The sequence below is a fragment of the Longirhabdus pacifica genome (genome assembly GCF_004115085.1).
Taxonomy (GTDB): Bacteria; Bacillota; Bacilli; order Paenibacillales; family DSM-105158; genus Longirhabdus; species Longirhabdus pacifica.
Genome location: NZ_QXJP01000001.1, coordinates 226717 through 245541, shown reverse-complemented (window position 1 = coordinate 245541; position 18825 = coordinate 226717). Strand labels below are relative to the sequence as shown.

The 18825-nt window shown below is 41.9% G+C and carries 15 protein-coding genes; 7 read left to right on the top strand and 8 right to left on the bottom strand.

Annotation, left to right across the window (positions count from 1 at the left end):
- Positions 1 to 185: 185 nt before the first annotated feature.
- Together D1Z92_RS01135 and D1Z92_RS01130 are read left to right on the top strand one after the other, a co-directional pair.
- Positions 186 to 3086 (top strand): peptidase G2 autoproteolytic cleavage domain-containing protein, encoded by a 2901-nt coding sequence (locus D1Z92_RS01135; protein WP_128893799.1) that lies wholly within the window; start codon positions 186 to 188, stop codon positions 3084 to 3086.
- A 105-nt stretch (positions 3087 to 3191) separates the two neighbouring features.
- Positions 3192 to 5780, top strand: coding sequence for a peptidase G2 autoproteolytic cleavage domain-containing protein (locus D1Z92_RS01130; protein ID WP_128893798.1), 2589 nt, complete (start codon positions 3192 to 3194; stop codon positions 5778 to 5780).
- 125 nt (positions 5781 to 5905) lie between these two features.
- On the opposite strand, the gene D1Z92_RS01125 is transcribed toward D1Z92_RS01130, so the two are convergent.
- The 3 genes from D1Z92_RS01125 to coaW form a co-directional block, all read right to left on the bottom strand.
- Positions 5906 to 6994 (bottom strand): SAM-dependent methyltransferase, encoded by a 1089-nt coding sequence (locus tag D1Z92_RS01125; RefSeq protein WP_128893797.1) that lies wholly within the window; start codon positions 6992 to 6994, stop codon positions 5906 to 5908.
- 72 nt (positions 6995 to 7066) lie between these two features.
- Positions 7067 to 7945: a GNAT family N-acetyltransferase gene (locus D1Z92_RS01120; protein ID WP_164931381.1), complete on the bottom strand. Its 879-nt coding sequence runs from the start codon at positions 7943 to 7945 to the stop codon at positions 7067 to 7069.
- A 42-nt stretch (positions 7946 to 7987) separates the two neighbouring features.
- Complete coding sequence (gene coaW / locus D1Z92_RS01115; RefSeq protein WP_164931380.1) at positions 7988 to 8842, bottom strand: type II pantothenate kinase; 855 nt, start codon at positions 8840 to 8842, stop codon at positions 7988 to 7990.
- A gap of 146 nt (positions 8843 to 8988) precedes the next feature.
- Here coaW and D1Z92_RS17175 point away from each other — a divergent pair, with 146 nt between their 5' ends.
- A complete protein-coding gene (locus D1Z92_RS17175; RefSeq protein WP_164931379.1) occupies positions 8989 to 9156 on the top strand; it encodes a hypothetical protein in 168 nt (55 codons plus the stop codon).
- 123 nt (positions 9157 to 9279) lie between these two features.
- On the opposite strand, the gene D1Z92_RS01110 is transcribed toward D1Z92_RS17175, so the two are convergent.
- Positions 9280 to 9537 (bottom strand): hypothetical protein, encoded by a 258-nt coding sequence (locus D1Z92_RS01110; RefSeq protein ID WP_128893794.1) that lies wholly within the window; start codon positions 9535 to 9537, stop codon positions 9280 to 9282.
- Between the two features lie 125 nt (positions 9538 to 9662).
- Between D1Z92_RS01110 and D1Z92_RS01105 the strand changes: the two genes are divergently transcribed.
- Positions 9663 to 10163, top strand: coding sequence for an NTTRR-F1 domain (locus D1Z92_RS01105; protein ID WP_128893793.1), 501 nt, complete (start codon positions 9663 to 9665; stop codon positions 10161 to 10163).
- 156 nt (positions 10164 to 10319) lie between these two features.
- Here D1Z92_RS01105 and D1Z92_RS01100 read toward each other — a convergent pair whose 3' ends face one another.
- Positions 10320 to 10628 carry an antibiotic biosynthesis monooxygenase gene (locus D1Z92_RS01100; protein ID WP_128893792.1) on the bottom strand — a complete coding sequence of 103 codons (309 nt, stop codon included), beginning with the start codon at positions 10626 to 10628 and terminating at the stop codon, positions 10320 to 10322.
- A 334-nt stretch (positions 10629 to 10962) separates the two neighbouring features.
- Here D1Z92_RS01100 and D1Z92_RS01095 point away from each other — a divergent pair, with 334 nt between their 5' ends.
- Both D1Z92_RS01095 and D1Z92_RS01090 read left to right on the top strand, forming a co-directional pair.
- The gene (locus D1Z92_RS01095) at positions 10963 to 12165 is read left to right on the top strand and encodes an amino acid deaminase/aldolase (protein WP_306438799.1); all 1203 of its coding nucleotides are present in this window, start codon (positions 10963 to 10965) and stop codon (positions 12163 to 12165) included.
- On the top strand, positions 12162 to 13523 hold the full coding sequence (locus D1Z92_RS01090) for a D-arabinono-1,4-lactone oxidase (protein ID WP_206099697.1): 1362 nt from the start codon (positions 12162 to 12164) through the stop codon (positions 13521 to 13523). Before D1Z92_RS01095 ends, D1Z92_RS01090 begins: the two co-directional genes overlap by 4 nt.
- On the opposite strand, the gene D1Z92_RS01085 is transcribed toward D1Z92_RS01090, so the two are convergent.
- Positions 13507 to 15879, bottom strand: coding sequence for a hypothetical protein (locus tag D1Z92_RS01085; RefSeq protein WP_128893790.1), 2373 nt, complete (start codon positions 15877 to 15879; stop codon positions 13507 to 13509). The two genes, D1Z92_RS01090 and D1Z92_RS01085, sit on opposite strands and share 17 nt — an antisense overlap.
- A gap of 226 nt (positions 15880 to 16105) precedes the next feature.
- Between D1Z92_RS01085 and D1Z92_RS01080 the strand changes: the two genes are divergently transcribed.
- Positions 16106 to 17440 (top strand): hypothetical protein, encoded by a 1335-nt coding sequence (locus D1Z92_RS01080; RefSeq protein ID WP_128893789.1) that lies wholly within the window; start codon positions 16106 to 16108, stop codon positions 17438 to 17440.
- A 79-nt stretch (positions 17441 to 17519) separates the two neighbouring features.
- Here D1Z92_RS01080 and panD read toward each other — a convergent pair whose 3' ends face one another.
- Both panD and D1Z92_RS01070 read right to left on the bottom strand, forming a co-directional pair.
- Positions 17520 to 17924, bottom strand: coding sequence for an aspartate 1-decarboxylase (gene panD / locus D1Z92_RS01075; protein WP_128893788.1), 405 nt, complete (start codon positions 17922 to 17924; stop codon positions 17520 to 17522).
- A gap of 75 nt (positions 17925 to 17999) precedes the next feature.
- Positions 18000 to 18812 carry a YheC/YheD family protein gene (locus D1Z92_RS01070; protein ID WP_128893787.1) on the bottom strand — a complete coding sequence of 271 codons (813 nt, stop codon included), beginning with the start codon at positions 18810 to 18812 and terminating at the stop codon, positions 18000 to 18002.
- Positions 18813 to 18825: the final 13 nt, after the last annotated feature.

Below are 18825 nucleotides of genomic sequence, written 5' to 3'. Positions count from 1 at the left end.
GACAATATCAAAAAAGAAATCATTTTCCACTGTCCTAAAATAAATTTAGGGCAGTTTTTTAAGAAAAATAAAGATAGAGTTGATGTTAAAAGTAATATTTCTAACCCATAGGTATAGTCAACCGCCCATACCCTTTTCATTATGCTGACATACGGTATAGGAGTCTATCCATAGGAGGAAAAGTAATGAGTTGTAATCGGAATGACGACATCAATATATGCTCCACTGCGCTAGGTCAAAATACGTTTGCGAATGGTGAGGCATCGTTAGCCGAAGGTGCAAGTACCACAGCTAACGGATTTGGTAGTCACAGTGAAGGGTGTGACACGGTAGCCAACGGCAGCTGCTCCCATGCGGAAGGGGCGAATACTACCGCTAATGGGGCAAATAGTCATGCCGAAGGAGGCAGTAACACTTCCATTGGCAGTAATTCACACGCCGAAGGGTCGTTAACACAGTCACAAGGATTAGCCTCGCACAGCGAAGGCACCAACACCAGAGCCGTAGGGAATAGCTCGCACAGTGAAGGCACCAACACGTTAGCTCGTGGAAGTAACGCCCATAGTGAAGGATTTGGCACTGTTGTAGAGGCCAATGCGTTTGCTGGTCATGCCGAGGGATTCCTTACTATAGCTAGTGGCTCCGTTTCACATGCAGAGGGAAACATGACCTCTGCTACAGGAAATTTTTCTTATGCTGGCGGCAGTGGTACGGTTGCTTCTGCCCCAGCTGCACACGCTGAAGGAGGAAGTACGAATGCTGCAGGTAGTTGTTCTCATGCAGAAGGAATGAGTACATTAGCTAGTGCTGTTGGCAGCCATGCGGAAGGCCGGGACACAATTGCTAACGGCTGTAACAGCCATGCGGAAGGGTTTCTCAGTCTAGCGAGTGGGGAATTTGCGCATGCAGAAGGAAATGGCACAACAGCAAGTGGCTTTGCAAGTCATAGTGAAGGCGGTCAAACAGAAGCTACTGGTGGTTCCTCACATGCAGAAGGTGCCAATACCTTGGCTAGTGCCTTTACATCCCATGCAGAAGGATCAGGTACAACAGCCAGTGGATCGAGTTCTCATGCAGAAGGTTTTTCTACAATAGCAAGTACTATGGCTGCTCATGCGGAAGGCCGGGACACAATTGCTAACGGCTGTAACAGCCATGCGGAAGGGTTATCTACCCTAGCTAGTGGAGAAAACGCTCATGCCGAAGGGTTTTCAACTTTGGCATGTGGAGATATCTCCCATACCGAAGGAACTGCAAATATAGCCTCGGGTAACTTTAGCCATGCTAGCGGCAATGAAACTACAGCTTCCGGCCTTGCTGCGCATTCGGAAGGATTCGGAACAACCGCAAGTGGACCCCAATCCCATGCGCAAGGATGTAATACAATAGCAATGGGAGAATGTTCCTATGCTGGTGGTACTGGCACAACAGCCAGTGGATCAGCTTCTCATGCGGAGGGAGATTCCTCTATTGCTTCTAATTCAGCTTCCCACGCCGAAGGAACTGGCACAACTGCTAGTGGTGCAAGCAGTCATGCCGAAGGATTCATGACAACTGCAAGTAATTTTAGCGCTCATGCAGAAGGAAATTCCACTCTGGCTAGTGGCAACGCCTCCCATGCCGAAGGATTCAGTACAACTGCTAGTAATTTTACCGCTCATGCGGAAGGAAATTCCACTCTGGCTAGTGCCAACGCCTCCCATGCCGAAGGATTCAGTACAACTGCTAGTAATTTTACCGCTCATGCGGAAGGAAATTCCACTCTGGCTAGTGCCAACGCCTCCCATGCCGAAGGAAATTCCACTCTGGCCAGTGGCAACACCTCCCATGCCGAAGGGTTCAATACAATTGCAAGTAATTTTACCGCTCATGCGGAAGGAAATTCTACTATGGCTAATGCCAACGCCTCCCATGCCGAAGGATTCAGTACAACTGCTATTAATTTTACCGCTCATGCGGAAGGAAATTTTACTGTGGCTAGTGGCAACGCCTCCCATGCCGAAGGATTCAATACAACTGCAAGTAATTTTACCGCTCATGCAGAAGGAAATTCCACTGTGGCTAGTGCCAATGCCTCCCATGCCGAAGGGTTTAACACAACTGCAAGTAGTTTTACCGCTCATGCGGAAGGAAATTCTACTGTAGCTAGTGCCAATGCCTCCCATGCCGAAGGGATCAGTACCTCCATTGGTTCCACCTTAGAAAGTGCCCACATCATGGGAAACAGCGGTGCTGCTAAACTAGAAAACTCATGGCATATAGCCGCTGGGGCTTTCGGCATTACGGGCAATGGTCTCGCCGCCTTTATTAGCGGCACAACGAACGGTGCAGGTCTCGGAGATGCTTGCTTCATGGGTACTGTGAGTATGAATGCAAGCTGTAACACATGTGACTTTGCCGAAATGTTTGAAAGCATGGACGGTCAGCCTATTGATGTAGGCTACTTCGTCACACTTGAAGGAAATAAAATACGTATTGCCAATAGCAACGATGAATACATTCTTGGCATCACAAGTGCCACCCCAGGTGTGCTTGGCGGCAACAGCGGACTGCACTGGCAAGGACAGTATGTTACCGATGAATGGGGACGTCGTATCGTTGAACATGTCCTAACTCCAGATCAAGAAGATGAGCACGGTAACGTGAAGCAGACACAAACGGTCAAAAAACAACTCGCCGTCAATCCAGATTACGATCCCAATCGTCCTTATGCGACGAGAGCGGAACGACCAGAGTGGTCTGCGGTTGGCTTAGTCGGGCAAGTACGTGTAAGAGATGATGGCAGCTGTAAAGTGAACGGCTATTGTATGCCGAATGAAGAAGGTATCGCTACGAATGCGCATTATGGTTATCGAGTGATGGAGCGAACTGGTGAGAATCAAGTGCTTGTTCTACTCAATGGGGATCAATATAATAAACAACGCCAATTTGAAGAAAAACTGGAGACATTCGATCTACAGCATAAACAATTTTCCAATAAAAACCAGCAATTACAACAACGAATAGATTCGTTAGCTCTGCAAAATCAACAAATCATTGCAGCCAATAAAAAATTGTTTCAGCAAATAGAAAGGATGCAGAAATAATCGAATTTAAGTTTACGCCTCAGTTTCCAGGTTCTTATGTTGAAATTTATCCATCTTATGCACTGTGGTAAGGTATCAAATCTATTAAATGAAGGAGGAAAAGTAATGAGTTGTAACCGAAATGACGACATTAATATATGCTCCACCGCCCTCGGTCAAAATACGTTTGCGAATGGGGAAGCATCGTTAGCCGAAGGTGCAAGTACTACGTCTAACGGATTCGGTAGTCACAGTGAAGGGTGTGACACCGTAGCCAACGGCAGCTGCTCTCATGCGGAAGGCGCGAATACGACGGCCAATGGTGCAAATAGTCATGCCGAGGGAGGAAATAATACTGCAATTGGTAGTAATTCGCATGCGGAAGGGTCATTAACGCAATCCCAAGGATTAGCCTCGCATAGTGAAGGTACTAACACAAGAGCCATAGGGAGTAGTTCGCACAGTGAAGGAACCAACACGTTAGCTAGTGGAAGTAACGCCCATAGTGAAGGGTTTGGTACCGCTGTGGAAGTTAATGCGTTTGCTGGTCATGCGGAGGGGTTTCTTACTGTAGCTAGTGGCTCGGTCTCCCATGCAGAGGGAAGTCAAACGACAGCGAGTGGTACAGACAGTCATGCACAAGGAAACAGCACCATAGCGATGGGGAATCAAGCTCACGCAGAAGGATGTAACACCACAGCTATCGGTGACTGCTCTTATGCTGGGGGGACAGGAACTGTAGCTTCTGGATTACATTCCCATGCCGAAGGATCAGGTACAACTGCGAGTGGAGCAGCTAGTCATGCGGAAGGGATGGGTACAACTGCTAGTGCACTCGGTTCTCATGCGGAAGGCGTAACCACAACAGCTAGTGGATTTGCATCTCATGCAGAAGGGCTTTCACCTATAGCTAGTGGCTTTGTATCCCATGCAGAAGGGCTTAGCTCACTAGCAATGGCCAACTTTGCTCACGCGGAAGGACAATCCACTATAGCAATGGGGGGACAATCTCATGCGGAAGGAAATGGTTCACAAGCAAATGGAGAAGTGTCCCATGCGGAGGGGCTTGACACACAAGCCAACGGAGACCTTTCACATGCGGAAGGAACGATGACAACAGCCAATGGAATCGCAAGTCACACAGAAGGTGCTTTTACAACAGCTAGTGGTAATGCTTCACATGCAGAAGGAACCCAATCAACTGCAAGTGGAAATGAATCGCATGCAGAAGGGTTCAACACTACAGCCAGTGGAGCCCAAGCCCATAGTGAAGGGCAAATAACGATGGCTTCTGGTGCTATATCGCATGCAGAGGGGTTTAATAGCACTGCAAGTGGGGCTCAGTCCCATGCAGAAGGAGTCAGTACGATGGCCGTTTCTCCTAATACGCATACTGAAGGAATGGGCACTATGGCTAGTAGTAATCAAGCTCATGCAGAAGGGCAAAACACACTCGCTAGCGGCACCAATAGCCATGCTGAAGGATCAGGAACCACAGCCAGTGGATCTCAAGCCCATGCAGAGGGGGACTCGACCGTTGCCAGCGGCAATGATAGTCATGCCGAAGGAGAGAATACGATGGCCATGGGTGCTCAATCCCACGCAGAAGGAGACATGACCATTGCCATGGTTAACGATAGTCACGCAGAAGGATTGATGACCATGGCGTTGGGTGTTCGATCCCATGCGGAAGGCAACAGCACTACCGCCAGTGGTATCGATAGTCATGCACAAGGGAGAGATACAATAGCAATGGGGAATCGATCCCATGCGGAAGGAGATGCAACAACGGCCAGTGGTATCAATAGTCATGCCGAAGGTGCTATGACTACTGCTAGCGGAGCTGCAAGTCATGCCGAAGGGATCAGTACCACTATAGGTGCAACCCTCACCAGTGCCCACATCATGGGAAACAGTGGTGCTGCTAAACTAGAAAACTCATGGCACTTGGCTGCTGGTGCTTTTGGCATTACGGGCAATGGTCTTGCCGCCTTTATTAGCGGTACAACAAACGGAGCAGCACTCGGCGATGCTTGCTTTATGGGCACTGTCAGTATGAATGCAAGCTGTAACATATGTGATTTTGCTGAAATGTTCGAAAGCATGGACAGTCAGCCCATTGATGTCGGTTACTTCGTCACACTTGAAGGCAATAAAATACGTATTGCCAATAGCAATGATGAATACATTTTGGGCATCACCAGTGCGACACCAGGTGTACTTGGCGGAAACAGCGGACTGCACTGGCAAGGACAGTATGTTACCGATGAATGGGGACGCCGCATCGTAGAACATGTCCTACTTCCAGATCAAGAAGATAAGCACGGTAACGTGAAGCAGACACAAACGGTGAAAAAACAACTCGCCGTCAATCCAGATTACGATCCCAATCGTCCTTATGAGACGAGAGCGGAACGACCAGAGTGGTCTGCCGTCGGCTTAGTCGGGCAAGTACGTGTAAGGGATGATGGCAGTTGTGAAGTGAACGGCTATTGTATGCCGAACGAAGAAGGTGTTGCTACAAAAGCACATTATGGTTACAGGGTGATGGAAAGAACAGGTGAGAAACAAGTACTTGTACTGCTCAATGGGGATCAATACGTACAACAAAATAAGCTGAAACAGGAAAATCAAGTACTTCATGATGAAATAAAATGGTTAAAAAATCAAATGCAACAATTCATCCATCCTATACGGGATGAAAAAAATAAATGATGGAAGACATGAACCATGGTGGAGCTGCTCCACATCGTAGCAGCTTCACTTTTTTCTTTCTTACCCGTATCCACTTCAATTTTTAAGAATGTCCATGACAGCATCCATCATAAACATAATAGCTCTCAATGACTTTTAACTAAAACAACGGTAACTTCTGAACGGTTATGAAACAACTGCTTTACGCCAACTATATCATATTTTCTCTGTAGTAGATGTAACGCATATTTCAAACGCTTCATCATGTTACGCTTTGGCATTTTGAGTGTGAATACGATGAAACCGCCATATTTTAATACATCATAAGCTTCCATCATGATGTCAACAGATTCATACGTATCTATTCTCATATCATTCACGATGATATCGTATGGCTTAGATTGTGTTTGTTTGAAGAAAGTTTGGGCTGTCTCCTTAACGTAGCGAACTTGTGCATGTTTTTTTATAGATGGATGGAGTAAAGCAGGGTCCACCGCTGTGACGTTCATCCCCTTATGAATAAGCACATTGGTCCATCCTCCTGGGGCCGCACCAAGATCCAAGCCTTCTCCCCCTTCAGGTAATACAAGATCATACATTTCCAGCACTTCTAACAGTTTGAACTGTGCACGACTGACTTGTCCCTTCTCCATTGCAAATCTTCGTTTACCACCAGCCCAATCGCTAACATTCTCCACTGACAAAGAACTTCCTATGTACATACGGGATGAAGCAACGAAGACAGATATGATTTGCTCTGGCTTTTTCACATCAAGCTCCAATCCTTGTGCTATACATTTCTCGGATATTGCTTGATTCATCTCAAACTTTTTGTAGTCTACTTGTACATCATCACTGAACCTCGTTTGTACAGAAAACGTACTTGGTTTTTCTCTATACAATTTTTTTTCTATGATGAGTTCAGCAATTTGAACCAAGTCCTCCCTACTATTGGTTGTCTTCACTTTCTCATTAACGGGACAAATATGCTGTATAAAAATCGGTGGCTTCTTCATAAAATGTGTTGCAATATGCTGAAAAGAAGATTGCACATGTACGACAGCGATGCCATCGTCTAGCCACTCCACAATCTTCATTTTGGAGTCTATATCTTTTAATTCCTGCATCCCTATGCGAATCGATTCTGGTTTTATCGTCACAATCATCTCCTGTGTTTCATGACGATTATTATTCAAATGTTCCTGATCTAGTGCTGATTCTTGCTGATTGTGCATGTTGTTAATTCCTTTCTATGTAAAATACAATGATATTTATATTCTATCTCAAAACGTTTATTGTATCATATATTACATCACTTTCTTCATCATGACTTGCGAAATTTGTAGTTTTGCCCCTTGGTTATGCATCCATGTGACCGCTTCCTCGTTCGAAGCTAATAAGTTGATACTTTTACACGTATAAGATAAAGACGATGACTCGAAAACAGCGGTGAGCAATGCATCTACGATGATATCTGCATTATGCTTGTGATCAGGGTGAACTTGACATTGATACAACAGTATTTGCTCTAATGTGCTACCTTTATACACTTCCTTGTACAATGCATAACCGACAGCTGCACCTTCTTTGTAAGCTATGATACTTTCTCCATCCCGTATATGCTCGCCATACGTTTGCCACGTCACATCATAGCCATAAAAAGACAATAACTTTGCATTCAGCGTCATACCCCGCTCCAACGTGTAATCGTGATAATGTGAAGGTTTTTGACTCCCCATACCTTTCCCTGGATAAGATAAAAACAATGCCTTGTCCACCACATCATACTCGAATTTTTTGTATAGCGAGATGGCAGCTTTGTTTCCTGAAATCGCTTCTAAAGTAGCAACATCGACTTGCTCCTGCTCATACAATTGCATCGTTTTTTCCATTAATTGATGCCCTACTTTCTTACCTCTATATGTAGGAATGACGGCTGTTCCCCCGTTCCAAACGATCTTTTTCCCGTTTATCGTTTTAAATGCATTCAAAATAAAACCAACAGGCTGGTATTCATCAAAAGCAACCAAAGAACGTTCAGGGCAAATACATACGGTATGCAGTCGTTCGATTAATCCCTGAACAGTAAGATGAATATCTACAACATAACCAGTAAAACCTGCATTATAAAGTTCCGTCGCTTGCGCTAAAGAGAGCTCACTAAATGTTTTAAAATGAATAGACAAAGCGTTGCCTCCTATCCGGGGTGGTATTCATCTATATGCATGTCATACGTTATGATATGATGGCGCTTTTCCATGTTGCAAAAGTGCACCTACTGCCCCACAATGGCTATGTACGTCTAAAAATATGGGGGTACAACCTAACATCATCGTATACGATTGAAGCATGTCCAGCAACACCTTATTGTTTAACAAAGGGGAACCGATGTAGAGGATATGTTCCATATTGTGTTGTTTTGCTACCTGTATACTTAAAACGATGACCACCTCGGCTATCATCCCTTGTATCCCTACTGCTATATGCTCTGCTCCCCTATTATTCGAAAAATCTTGAAATACTTTTCCAAAATTACTTGCTGTCAAATCCTTGGCTAAAGGCGATTGTATTCCACTGTAAATATCACTTACTTTCAAATCTACTTTATTTCTATCTCCATGTTTAGACATTGCACATATGGAAGCAAAATCAGATTCATTCAATAATAAATTTCCTAAACCTAGCAGGGTACCCCCTCCTATTCCCGTTCCTGCTTCTCTCTTAAACTCATCACCAGAAACGACATGAATGGAAGTGCCCGTTCCCATATTTGCGATCACATAGTTTTCTAATACCACTTTTTTTTGCTGTAAAAGATACGCTGCTCCGTTACATGTCGCTGCAAATTCGTGTATGACATGTCGTTTCATTTGAGTTGGAAATGCACTCACTAACCTTTCTTTCATTTTTGATGCGTTACCTCCTGTAATATAAACATCGGTGAAGGAATAACGCTTTATCCACTGCTCTAACTCACACCATGAGTCGGAAGGAAAATGAGTGTATTGCAACGTTTGATCTGGACCGAAGAAAGCACATTTGGTCAATGTACCCCCAGCATCCATACCCATTATCTTTTCCATTGTCATTCGCTCCTTTTATTATCATGGACACTACAACTTAACCCAAGTGTACATCCAGTGACCATTTGTCTGTTACGTATACGATACCATAACCTTCGCTACGCTGCTTATGTATGGGTGATCATACTAACTATGGATATACAGTCATGGAGCGAACAGGAACAGAGCAAGTGCTCATTTTACTGAACGGGGATCAATATAGTAGACAATGTCAATTAGAGGAGAAGTTTAATCAGGAGAATGAATTACTTCATAACGAAATCAACCATTTAAAAAATCTAGTTCAACAATTAATAAAACCGTCCTCTTCATAAATAGAAGTTAAAAAATAAAAGATGAGGAAATGATACCATACAAGTTTACACTTCTGAAGTTGCTATTGCCATATATCTTTTGCATGTAGCACCTTACTTTTTTCATCATAAAATAGCACAAGCTTACATACTATTTTGATGTTGCTTGAGTATTTTCCATAACTTAAAACTAATCCAACATAAAAATATTTCAAGCACGATACTCAACGATAGGAACAGTGTCAACACGATATTTACTTTTTCTGTCTGCTCCGCTGTAGGAACCATCTCTTGAGATCCCATAAATGCATATAAACAAAGTACAACGATGACCAACAAGAGTAAGAACATACATATATGAATCAACCACAACGACAACTTTATGGTTTTATTTCTACTCATTACGTCACACTCCCAAATAAATGTTCTTTTACATATTACATCATGATACTAGATTAGCGTACAAACCATTCTTTTGCAACAGCATATACTAATAGAGAGTATGCTAGAAAAGGAGACATGTGACGATGACGATTCAACAAGTCGATATGATAAGTAACGGAAACTTCGAAAACGGCACGTTGGAGAATTGGACATCCCAGAACGTGCAAGTCGAATCCTCCATCCATCTTACAGGAGCATTTAGCGCGATGTTTGATGGTGTTAGTAATGCATTCTTAACACAAGTGATGCCATGGGAAGCAGGAGCAACAGCTTCTTTAACTTTTTCCGCCACAGCGATGATGGATACGCCAGGCAGTACCCCAGGACTTATTTTCAATCTATATTACTTAGATGTAAATAACAACTTACTAGCGTGGGGCTTTAATCAATTTATTGCAAAAAATCAACTACCGCTTGGTTTAATGAATGCATACAAAAATTTATATGCGGTTGCAAGTCCTGCCCCACTTCATACTACACAAGCCGTACTCAATATTAATAACATTCCGTTACATGAAGAACAGAACAACGTGCCTGTTATAGTAGATGATATACAGTTGCTTGCAGTGACACAAATTTTATAAAGATTGTCTAAGCGATGCAGCAGAACATAGGACACTTCTCCCCCACTTACATGGGGGGACATGAAGTAAATATTCGTGGCCGTGGCTCCATCCTATGTTTTGCTTTTACCATTCACCAACTCTAGCATGACAATCCTAAGTGGAGAGTATCTCTATTTATTCTGCTTCGTGCTCAACTACCACTTGATACTTCTGAATTTTAAAATCGATCATATAATCCGCAGGTCCACCTTTAGAATGAGAGCGCTTGAACGCATCACTTTTCACCCATTCATCATGTGCAGACTGACTTACCCATTTCGTTCTTACTACGAATTCATGATATCCTTCCGTATCTTCTGTTTGCAACAATTCCATACCTAAAAAACCTTCCATTTTCTGTACTTCGCGAGGTTGTTGGAAGCGCTCTATTAACTGCTCCCCATATCCCTCTTTCACTTTAATCGTATTCGTAATGACAATCATCACGTATCACCCTTTCTATTTAGAAATCATATTTTACTGCGTAAACTTATATCTCATTATTTCTTCATTCTATATTAAGTTGAATGAACTGGTTCATTAACTTATTACCGGTAATCATAGAATGGAGAAATCTCATTGTTAGAATCTTTACGCCTGGCCACTGAGGCGTAAACTTATATCTCATTATTTCTTCATTCTATATTATAAATATAGCAAGTGATACAAGACAATTCAAATGAAACGATAACTTGGATACAACATTCATATATCATGGATCTGCACCATATAACGTGAACATAGCGCATACAATTTTTACATAAGGAGTGATGTTATATTGAGCTACGATTACAGTTATTACAAAGAAATTTTTCAGCATATTCCGATGCCTTATGCTTTCTGTGATATGAACCAACTACAGCAAAACATGCAACATATATTAGACCTCAATCACGGAAAAAAAATACGCATTGCTAGTAAATCGATTCGTTGTCTATCGATACTCAAAAAGATTTTTAATGCTAGTGATCAATTTCAAGGTATCATGTGCTACAGTCCAGAAGAAGCCGTATTTCTATGTGAGCAAGGCTTCGACGATATTCTAATCGCATACCCTATCACTAATCCCATCCATATTACTTATATCATCAAACAACTTCAACAACAAAAACAAATCATACTTATGGTTGATTGTTTAGCGCATATACAATACATAGAGCAAGTGGCAAAAGAACACGACTGCATCGTTCCCTTATGTATCGATATCGATATGTCGAGTGTATTTTTTCATGGTTTACTGCACTTTGGTGTCCATCGCTCCCCGCTTAGACACACAGATGAGATCATTGAACTAGCTGAACATATTCAATCATCACCATATACGACACTTCAAGGCATTATGGGGTATGAAGCGCAAATTGCAGGACTACCAGATGATACAGCACGGCAAAAGTGGAAAAACACGTTGATTACGTTGCTGAAAAAAAAGTCTTATCAACAAGTCAAACATAGACGTCAGGAAATCGTACAGTCATTACATGAACGGGGCATACACCTGCCCATCGTCAATGGAGGAGGAACGGGAAGCATCCACTGGACTAGTACTGAAGATGTCATTACGGAAATCACGGTAGGTTCGGCCTTCTTCGCCCCTAGTTTGTTTGACCCATACAGAGCACTGAACCTACGCCCTGCCGCACTCTATGCCATAGAAATTGTCAGAAAACCAAGCGAGCATATGTATACGTGTCTCGGCGGTGGATACGTTGCATCTGGGCAAAGTGGGAAAGATAAGCTTCCCCTTCCCTACTTACCAGCAGGAGGTCAATTATTAACGATGGAAGGTGCAGGAGAAGTACAGACCCCTATCTCCTTTCGCTCCAGTCCAGAAGTTCGCCTTGAGATTGGCGATCCTATATTTATGCGCCACAGCAAAGCAGGAGAATTGTGTGAACGATTTAACGAACTGTATATAGTTGAAAATGGCGCTATACAGGGTACTCATACTACGTATAGGGGAGATGGAAAATGCTTTATATAGTATCGAAAAAAAACAAAAGGTTTTCTAACTGGGCACGAAACATACAGCAGCATGTTGAACAAATATTTTATCCTACTTCCGTAGAAGAAGTTGTATCTATTGTACAACGGTGTAAAAAAGAGAGGAAAAAAATTAGAGTTGTAGGTTCTGGGCATTCTTTTACTCCACTTGCTTGTAGTCGTGAAGTGATGGTTTCACTTGATGAAATGCAAGGGATTGAAGAAATCAATCATGAGGAAGGCTCTGCTACGGTGTGGGCTGGAACAAAACTGAAGAAGCTGGGAGAACTATTACATAAACACGGGGTCGCACAAGAAAACCTAGGCGATATTAATGCACAATCCATTGCAGGGGCAATAACTACAGGCACACACGGTACAGGTGCAACGCTAGGAAACCTGAGCACACAAGTGCTTGAAGTTACAGTAGTCACAGCAGATGGTAATGTCATCACCAGTAGTCAAAATGAAAATGCGCATCTATTCAAGGCGTTACAATTATCCCTTGGGATGCTAGGTATTATAGTCAAAGTGAAAATAAAAGTTATCCCGTCTTACAAATTACAATATGAAAGTAAACGCATTCCTTTTTCTACTTGTATGGAAAAACTAGCACATTACAAATCTTCCTTTCGCCATTTCGAATTTTACTGTTTTCCTTATAGTGATACAACACAAATCAAGTGTTTACAACCAACGAATGCACCAACAACAAAGCAAAGTGTAATCCATACCTTCAATGAAACCTTCATCGAAAATGGGCTATTCTATGTCTTATCCATGGCCTGTCGTATGCTGCCTTCCCTTTGTAAACCCATCAGCCGCTTATCTGCATCTGTTATCCCATCAACGAAGAAAGTTCATCAAAACTTTCGAATATTTGCTAGCAAACGTCTAGTCAAATTTCATGAGATGGAATACTGCATCCCTGCTGAACATATGGAAGTCGTCATCACGTTGATTAAAAGAACGATTGAAGCGAAAAAGATTGCAGTTCATTTTCCTATTGAATGTAGATATGTGAAAGCAGATGATATATGGCTCAGTCCATCGTATAAGAGAGATTCCGCCTATATCGCTGTCCATATGTTTAGAGGGATGCCCTATGCCTCTTATTTTAAAGAAATCGAAAATATTTTTCTTGAATATGATGGTAGACCACATTGGGGGAAAATGCATACGTTAAAAGGGAAGTCGCTGCAACAAAAATATTCGATGCTGTCATCCTTTTTAAAAATGAGAGAGGAAATGGACCACGATGGAATGTTCCTTAATACGTATTTAGAAGATATATTCCATATGAGTCCATCTAAAAAAGAAGAAAAACCAGTAGAAATGATAACTACAAACCAACGGTGAAAGCTGTAATCGCACATAGTGTAAAGATATAAATTTCCGTAGGTGTCGTTAGATCATCTACAAAATATGCTAGACAATCTTCTACTTTCAATACGAATACATCCATGATAGGAGTGCTGAGTCCACTTATGGATAACGTCACAGAAGATCCAGCGTTCGCAGCGTTTTGCAAGCCTTCCCCTATACCATTTGCACATTTAGAGCAAGAACAGAATGGAAGGTTATTATCTTTCGTGGTTGTGGTGGAGGTGGTGTTCGCTAATTGTAATAACAGTTCAAATATATTAGGAGATGTTCCCGTATCGGTAGCCATAATCCCAGCCACATCACATATTTGTGTCGTTGTATTCGGTTCAATGGTGGCTTGATCCGCATCATTATACTGTACGGTGGCTGCGTTATTTACTGCAATAATTTTTTGATCGGGAGTTGGATTCGTTAAGGAGGAAACTTTTGATAAATAAATGTCGATAACTTTATCTGCTGGCGCAATGATGGAGCTTTGAAGTGACTGTACTTCCATTAAAAAAGCACCTAATTGTTCAGCACAGCATTCTACTTCTACTCTTCTATCTCTTTTATTCTTTTTCTTTTTTTTCTTTTTTTTAAAAGGAAATATGACAGGCTTACATTTCACATCGACTGTAACGCCATCGATAGTGACGGGAGCAGATACAGAATTCCCATCCAGCGTTTGATCTCCGTTTGTCTGAGGGCCATGACGTTGTTGTTGTATTTGCGGTCCTAATGTTAGTCCGCCTTGCACTTGATCAGCAGAGTGGCCTTGACCGAGTGTGAAACCGCCTTGACTTTGCTCAAGTGTGAAACCACCTTGCATTTGTTCACCCGAGTGACCTTGACCTTGTGTTAAACCACCTTGACTTTGATCTGCGGAATGGCCTTGACCGAGTGTGAAACCGCCTTGACTTTGGTCAGCGGAGTGACCTTGATTTAGTGTGAAACCACCTTGACTTTGGTCAGCGGAGTGACCTTGACCTTGTGCGACGCCACCTTGTAACTGGCCAGCAGTATGACCTTGACCGAGCTCCTGTGTAAGACCGCCCTGACTTTGCATCGCACCAGAGTGACCTTGCATCTGGTCTTGCGACTGTCCACCTTGCGCTTGCGTCAAATCTCCTGTATGGCCCTGCATTTGATCCTGCGTCAGTCCACCTTGGCCTTGTGTCAACCCACCAGAGTGACCTTGCATCTGATCTTGCGTCAGTCCACCTTGCGCTTGCGTCAAGCCTCCTGTATGGCCTTGAGACTGATCCTGCGTCAGTCCACCTTGCGCTTGCGTCAAGCCTCCTGTATGGCCTTGAGACTGATCCTGCGTCAGTCCACCTTGCGCTTGCGTCAAGCCTCCTGTATGGCCTTGAGACTGATCTTGCGTTAAGCCACCTTGGCCTTGTGTTAAACCGCCAGAGTGTCCTTGCATCTGATCTTGCGTTAAGCCACCTTGACCTTGTGTCAATCCACCAGAGTGTCCTTGCATCTGATCTTGCGTCAAGCCACCTTGGCCTTGTGTCAACCCACCAGAGTGTCCTTGCATCTGATCTTGCGTTAAGCCACCTTGGCCTTGTGTTAAACCGCCTTGATGTCCTTGCATCTGGTCTTGCGTTAAGCCACCTTGACCTTGTGTCAATCCACCAGAGTGTCCTTGCATTTGATCTTGCGTTAAGCCACCTTGGCCTTGTGTCAACCCACCAGAGTGCCCTTGCATCTGATCTTGCGTTAAGCCACCTTGGCCTTGCGTTAAACCGCCTTGATGTCCTTGCATCTGATCTTGCGTCAAGCCACCTTGGCCTTGTGTCAACCCACCAGAGTGCCCTTGCATCTGGTCTTGCGTCAAGCCACCTTGACCTTGTGTCAAACCACCAGAGTGCCCTTGCATCTGATCTTGCGTTAAGCCACCTTGGCCTTGTGTCAACCCACCAGAGTGCCCTTGCATCTGATCTTGCGTTAAGCCACCTTGGCCTTGCGTTAAACCGCCTTGATGTCCTTGCATCTGATCTTGCGTCAAGCCACCTTGGCCTTGTGTCAAACCGCCTTGATGTCCTTGCAACTGATCTTGTGTTTGCCCACCTTGAGATTGTGACAAATCTTGTTCGTGTCCTTGTGCTTGTGACTGCCCTTGATCTCCTTGTGATTGTTTCTGATCTTGATCCCCTTGTGCTTGAGCTAATTTCTGCCGATGCTTTAAAATTTGATCCTGATTTACATCTCCTTTGGCCTTTTGCTTCGCTTTAATGAGTTTATTACTATGATTTTTCCTTTTAAACGACTTTGATGACAATTTCCTTCGCTTTGGAGATTTTTCATTCTCAAAATAACGATATCTCTTTCTGTAGGACATATACATCCCTTCTCGCTGAATAGTTATTTGCTACTCTATCATATGAATGAAGTACAGAGGAGTTCTAGGCATGTAATTGATTTTAAAATGATAGGTATACATACATAAAAACGTAGATATAGATACGTATCTATTATGTTGGAGAATGAAAAAAGATAAATGTAGTATCACATTGGATTTTTTGCGTATACATTTATTATGAATGGATTATAAAGAGGTGAACCACATGCGAAGAAAGAAAAAAACGACTCCCTCACCAAATAAAAGTACAGCTGTACATGATCAAACTTCCGATACATATGTAGCTTCAGATCTAGATGAAACACCCCATCATTCAAATAGTAACCGAACAAAAAATGAATCCCCTCCCATTGCGAAAAAAAGAACGTACAAAGCAGCAAAAGATAAGGTAACAAACAAACAGCAGCTAGGTGAGGATTCAAATGGAGTAGAAGATAAAGACAGTAAAGAAGAGCATACGCCAAATCATATGGAGAAAACAGAAGAAACAGGTGAGAATCACAAAAGGAAAGAAGAACAACGTATAAGTAAATCTCCTGAAGTACTTGAAGCAGTAGTTGAAGTTCAAAACAGTGATGAAGAGAACAAAGAAAAAGAAATAACACAAAAAGAAATATTAGAAAAAGCAAAGCATGATGACATCGAAGAAGAAGAACTTGTAGATGAATTTGCCGAAGTACTAGAAGTACAAGATGAGGGTGACAAGGATAACATGGAAACAGCCGACACGGATGTCATAGAAGAAAAACAACCCTTAGATGAGGGTGTAAACGAATTGGGAATGCAGCACACGAAAGAAAAAGATATAGTAGAAAAAGATAAGAAAAAAACAGAAGACGCTGAAAAAAATGTACTAACAGAACAACCATTAGACGAAGACTTGAAAGTAGTAACAGTAAAGTACAATAATGCAGATGCAGATGAAAGTCCTATGACCAACAAAGAAGAAGATAAACATATTGTTGAGAAAGAAAAGACAAATACAAAGCCAAGAACAAAGAGAAAAAACAAAAAAGAGAGCATAAAAGAAAATAAAAAAGAGAACATCATGGTATCTACTACCACTACAGATAGTACAGAGGATTCATTTACTACTTCTATCGATGACAATGCCAGTGTAACACCAACAGCAACGGAAGAAAATGATGAGCGTCATGAAAAGAATAATTTAAAAATGGAGTTCCGTCGTAAAAAAGAAGAGATGAAGTTAAAGATGCAGCACCAAAAGGAACAAATGAAAAACTTAAAGAGACAGTTACGAAATACTCATTCCATATCCCAAAATAAAAGTAACACGCATGTTACAAAAACAGAGTATGGGCAAATTAAAAGTATGTATGAAGATGCCATGAAGGATACCCAAAAATTGAAACAAGAAATCAAACAAGAATTAAATGAGTTTAGACATAAGTTTTGGAATGACTATGAAGAATTTAAACAATCTTTCATCCATAACCGTCCATCACCTTCTTCAAAACAGGTGAAGAAAAAAGCTTCAATTAAAAGTGAAAAAAATATAAATAAAAAGAATGAGCAATAGAGATCATGGGCTGTTGACTTAGACTACTAAGGATAAAATAGAAAAAACATTAACAGCCCACTGTTCATTTTTATATCTTCTATGAGGATGACTTGATATCTTCGGTCGTGCTGGAATGTGGTTCATGAGGCAGCATCACCTGCACGGTATTATCTTCATTCATAATAGCGATTTTAGGGCGATAGGCACGAGCTAATTCATCACACATCTGTGCGTAAGCCATAATAATAATTTTATCACCAGGCTGTACAAGTCTTGCAGCAGCACCGTTCAAGCACATAGCACCAGACTTTCTCTCTCCCTTAATCACATACGTTTCTAATCTAGCTCCATTGTTCACATTGACTACTTGCACTTTCTCATTTACTAGAATTCCTACTTGATCTAATATATGTTCATCTATCGTGATGCTACCGATATAGTTTAAATTGGCTTCTGTTACGGTTGCATTATGAATTTTTGCTGTTAACATCGTTCTATACATATAAGCTCTCCCTCCTATACTTATGTTTGTTGTACTTATCTGTTCATCCTACTTTTTCATTACGTTACACTCTCATCATGTTACATTCTCAGGATTATTTATTTCATCTTGGAAAGTTCTGCTGGAGATTAATCTTAGGTTTTTGCGTCTATATAAAACCATTTTACGATACATTTTCTTATTGAATTTTCTAAAGATAGAGAGATCAGGGGATCGAAAGTTCACTTCTAAAATCCATGGTTGAAGGGAAGTGTCTATGCCTAAATCAATACCTAAATCACGGTAACTTGGGTAATGTACCTCTACTTCCTGAGCAATGTTATATGTTATATCCCGAATCTGCTCTCTAATCCACGCCGCGTTGTTATCGTACGTATGAGGTTGTAGTAATTGTTTTAATGTGATTAGTTTCGCACCGTAAAAGCTGTGTGTTACAATTCGGTTCGGAACCGCAACCTTCACCATTATCCCTGTAATCTCCCATGTGTCTACTAGATTTTTTTGCACCATAATTCTTAGATCTGTAATTTTATTGTTATATCGTAATAATGGTATGCCTTGTTGTATGAGGTATCTTTTGTTTATTGCATGGTGGTGAATCACTTTAAACATAGCTGGGAAAGTGGGGAATCTCCTTACTGTCGTTTTGCGTAGTTGATTATATTTATATAAAAATGGCATGCGTTTTGTGTTAGGTAATTTGGCTACTTTCATAATGCCTTTTCCTTTGACTCCGCGATTCGGTTTGAGATACACCATCTTATAATCATTCAACATTCGTATTAGTTCCATCCGATTCATCTCCACCGTCTCAGGTATAAAGGGACTAACAGCATCATTGTGTAGCAAAATAGACGTTATTTTCATTTTATCTCTTCTCGGTTTCATCACTTCACCCCCT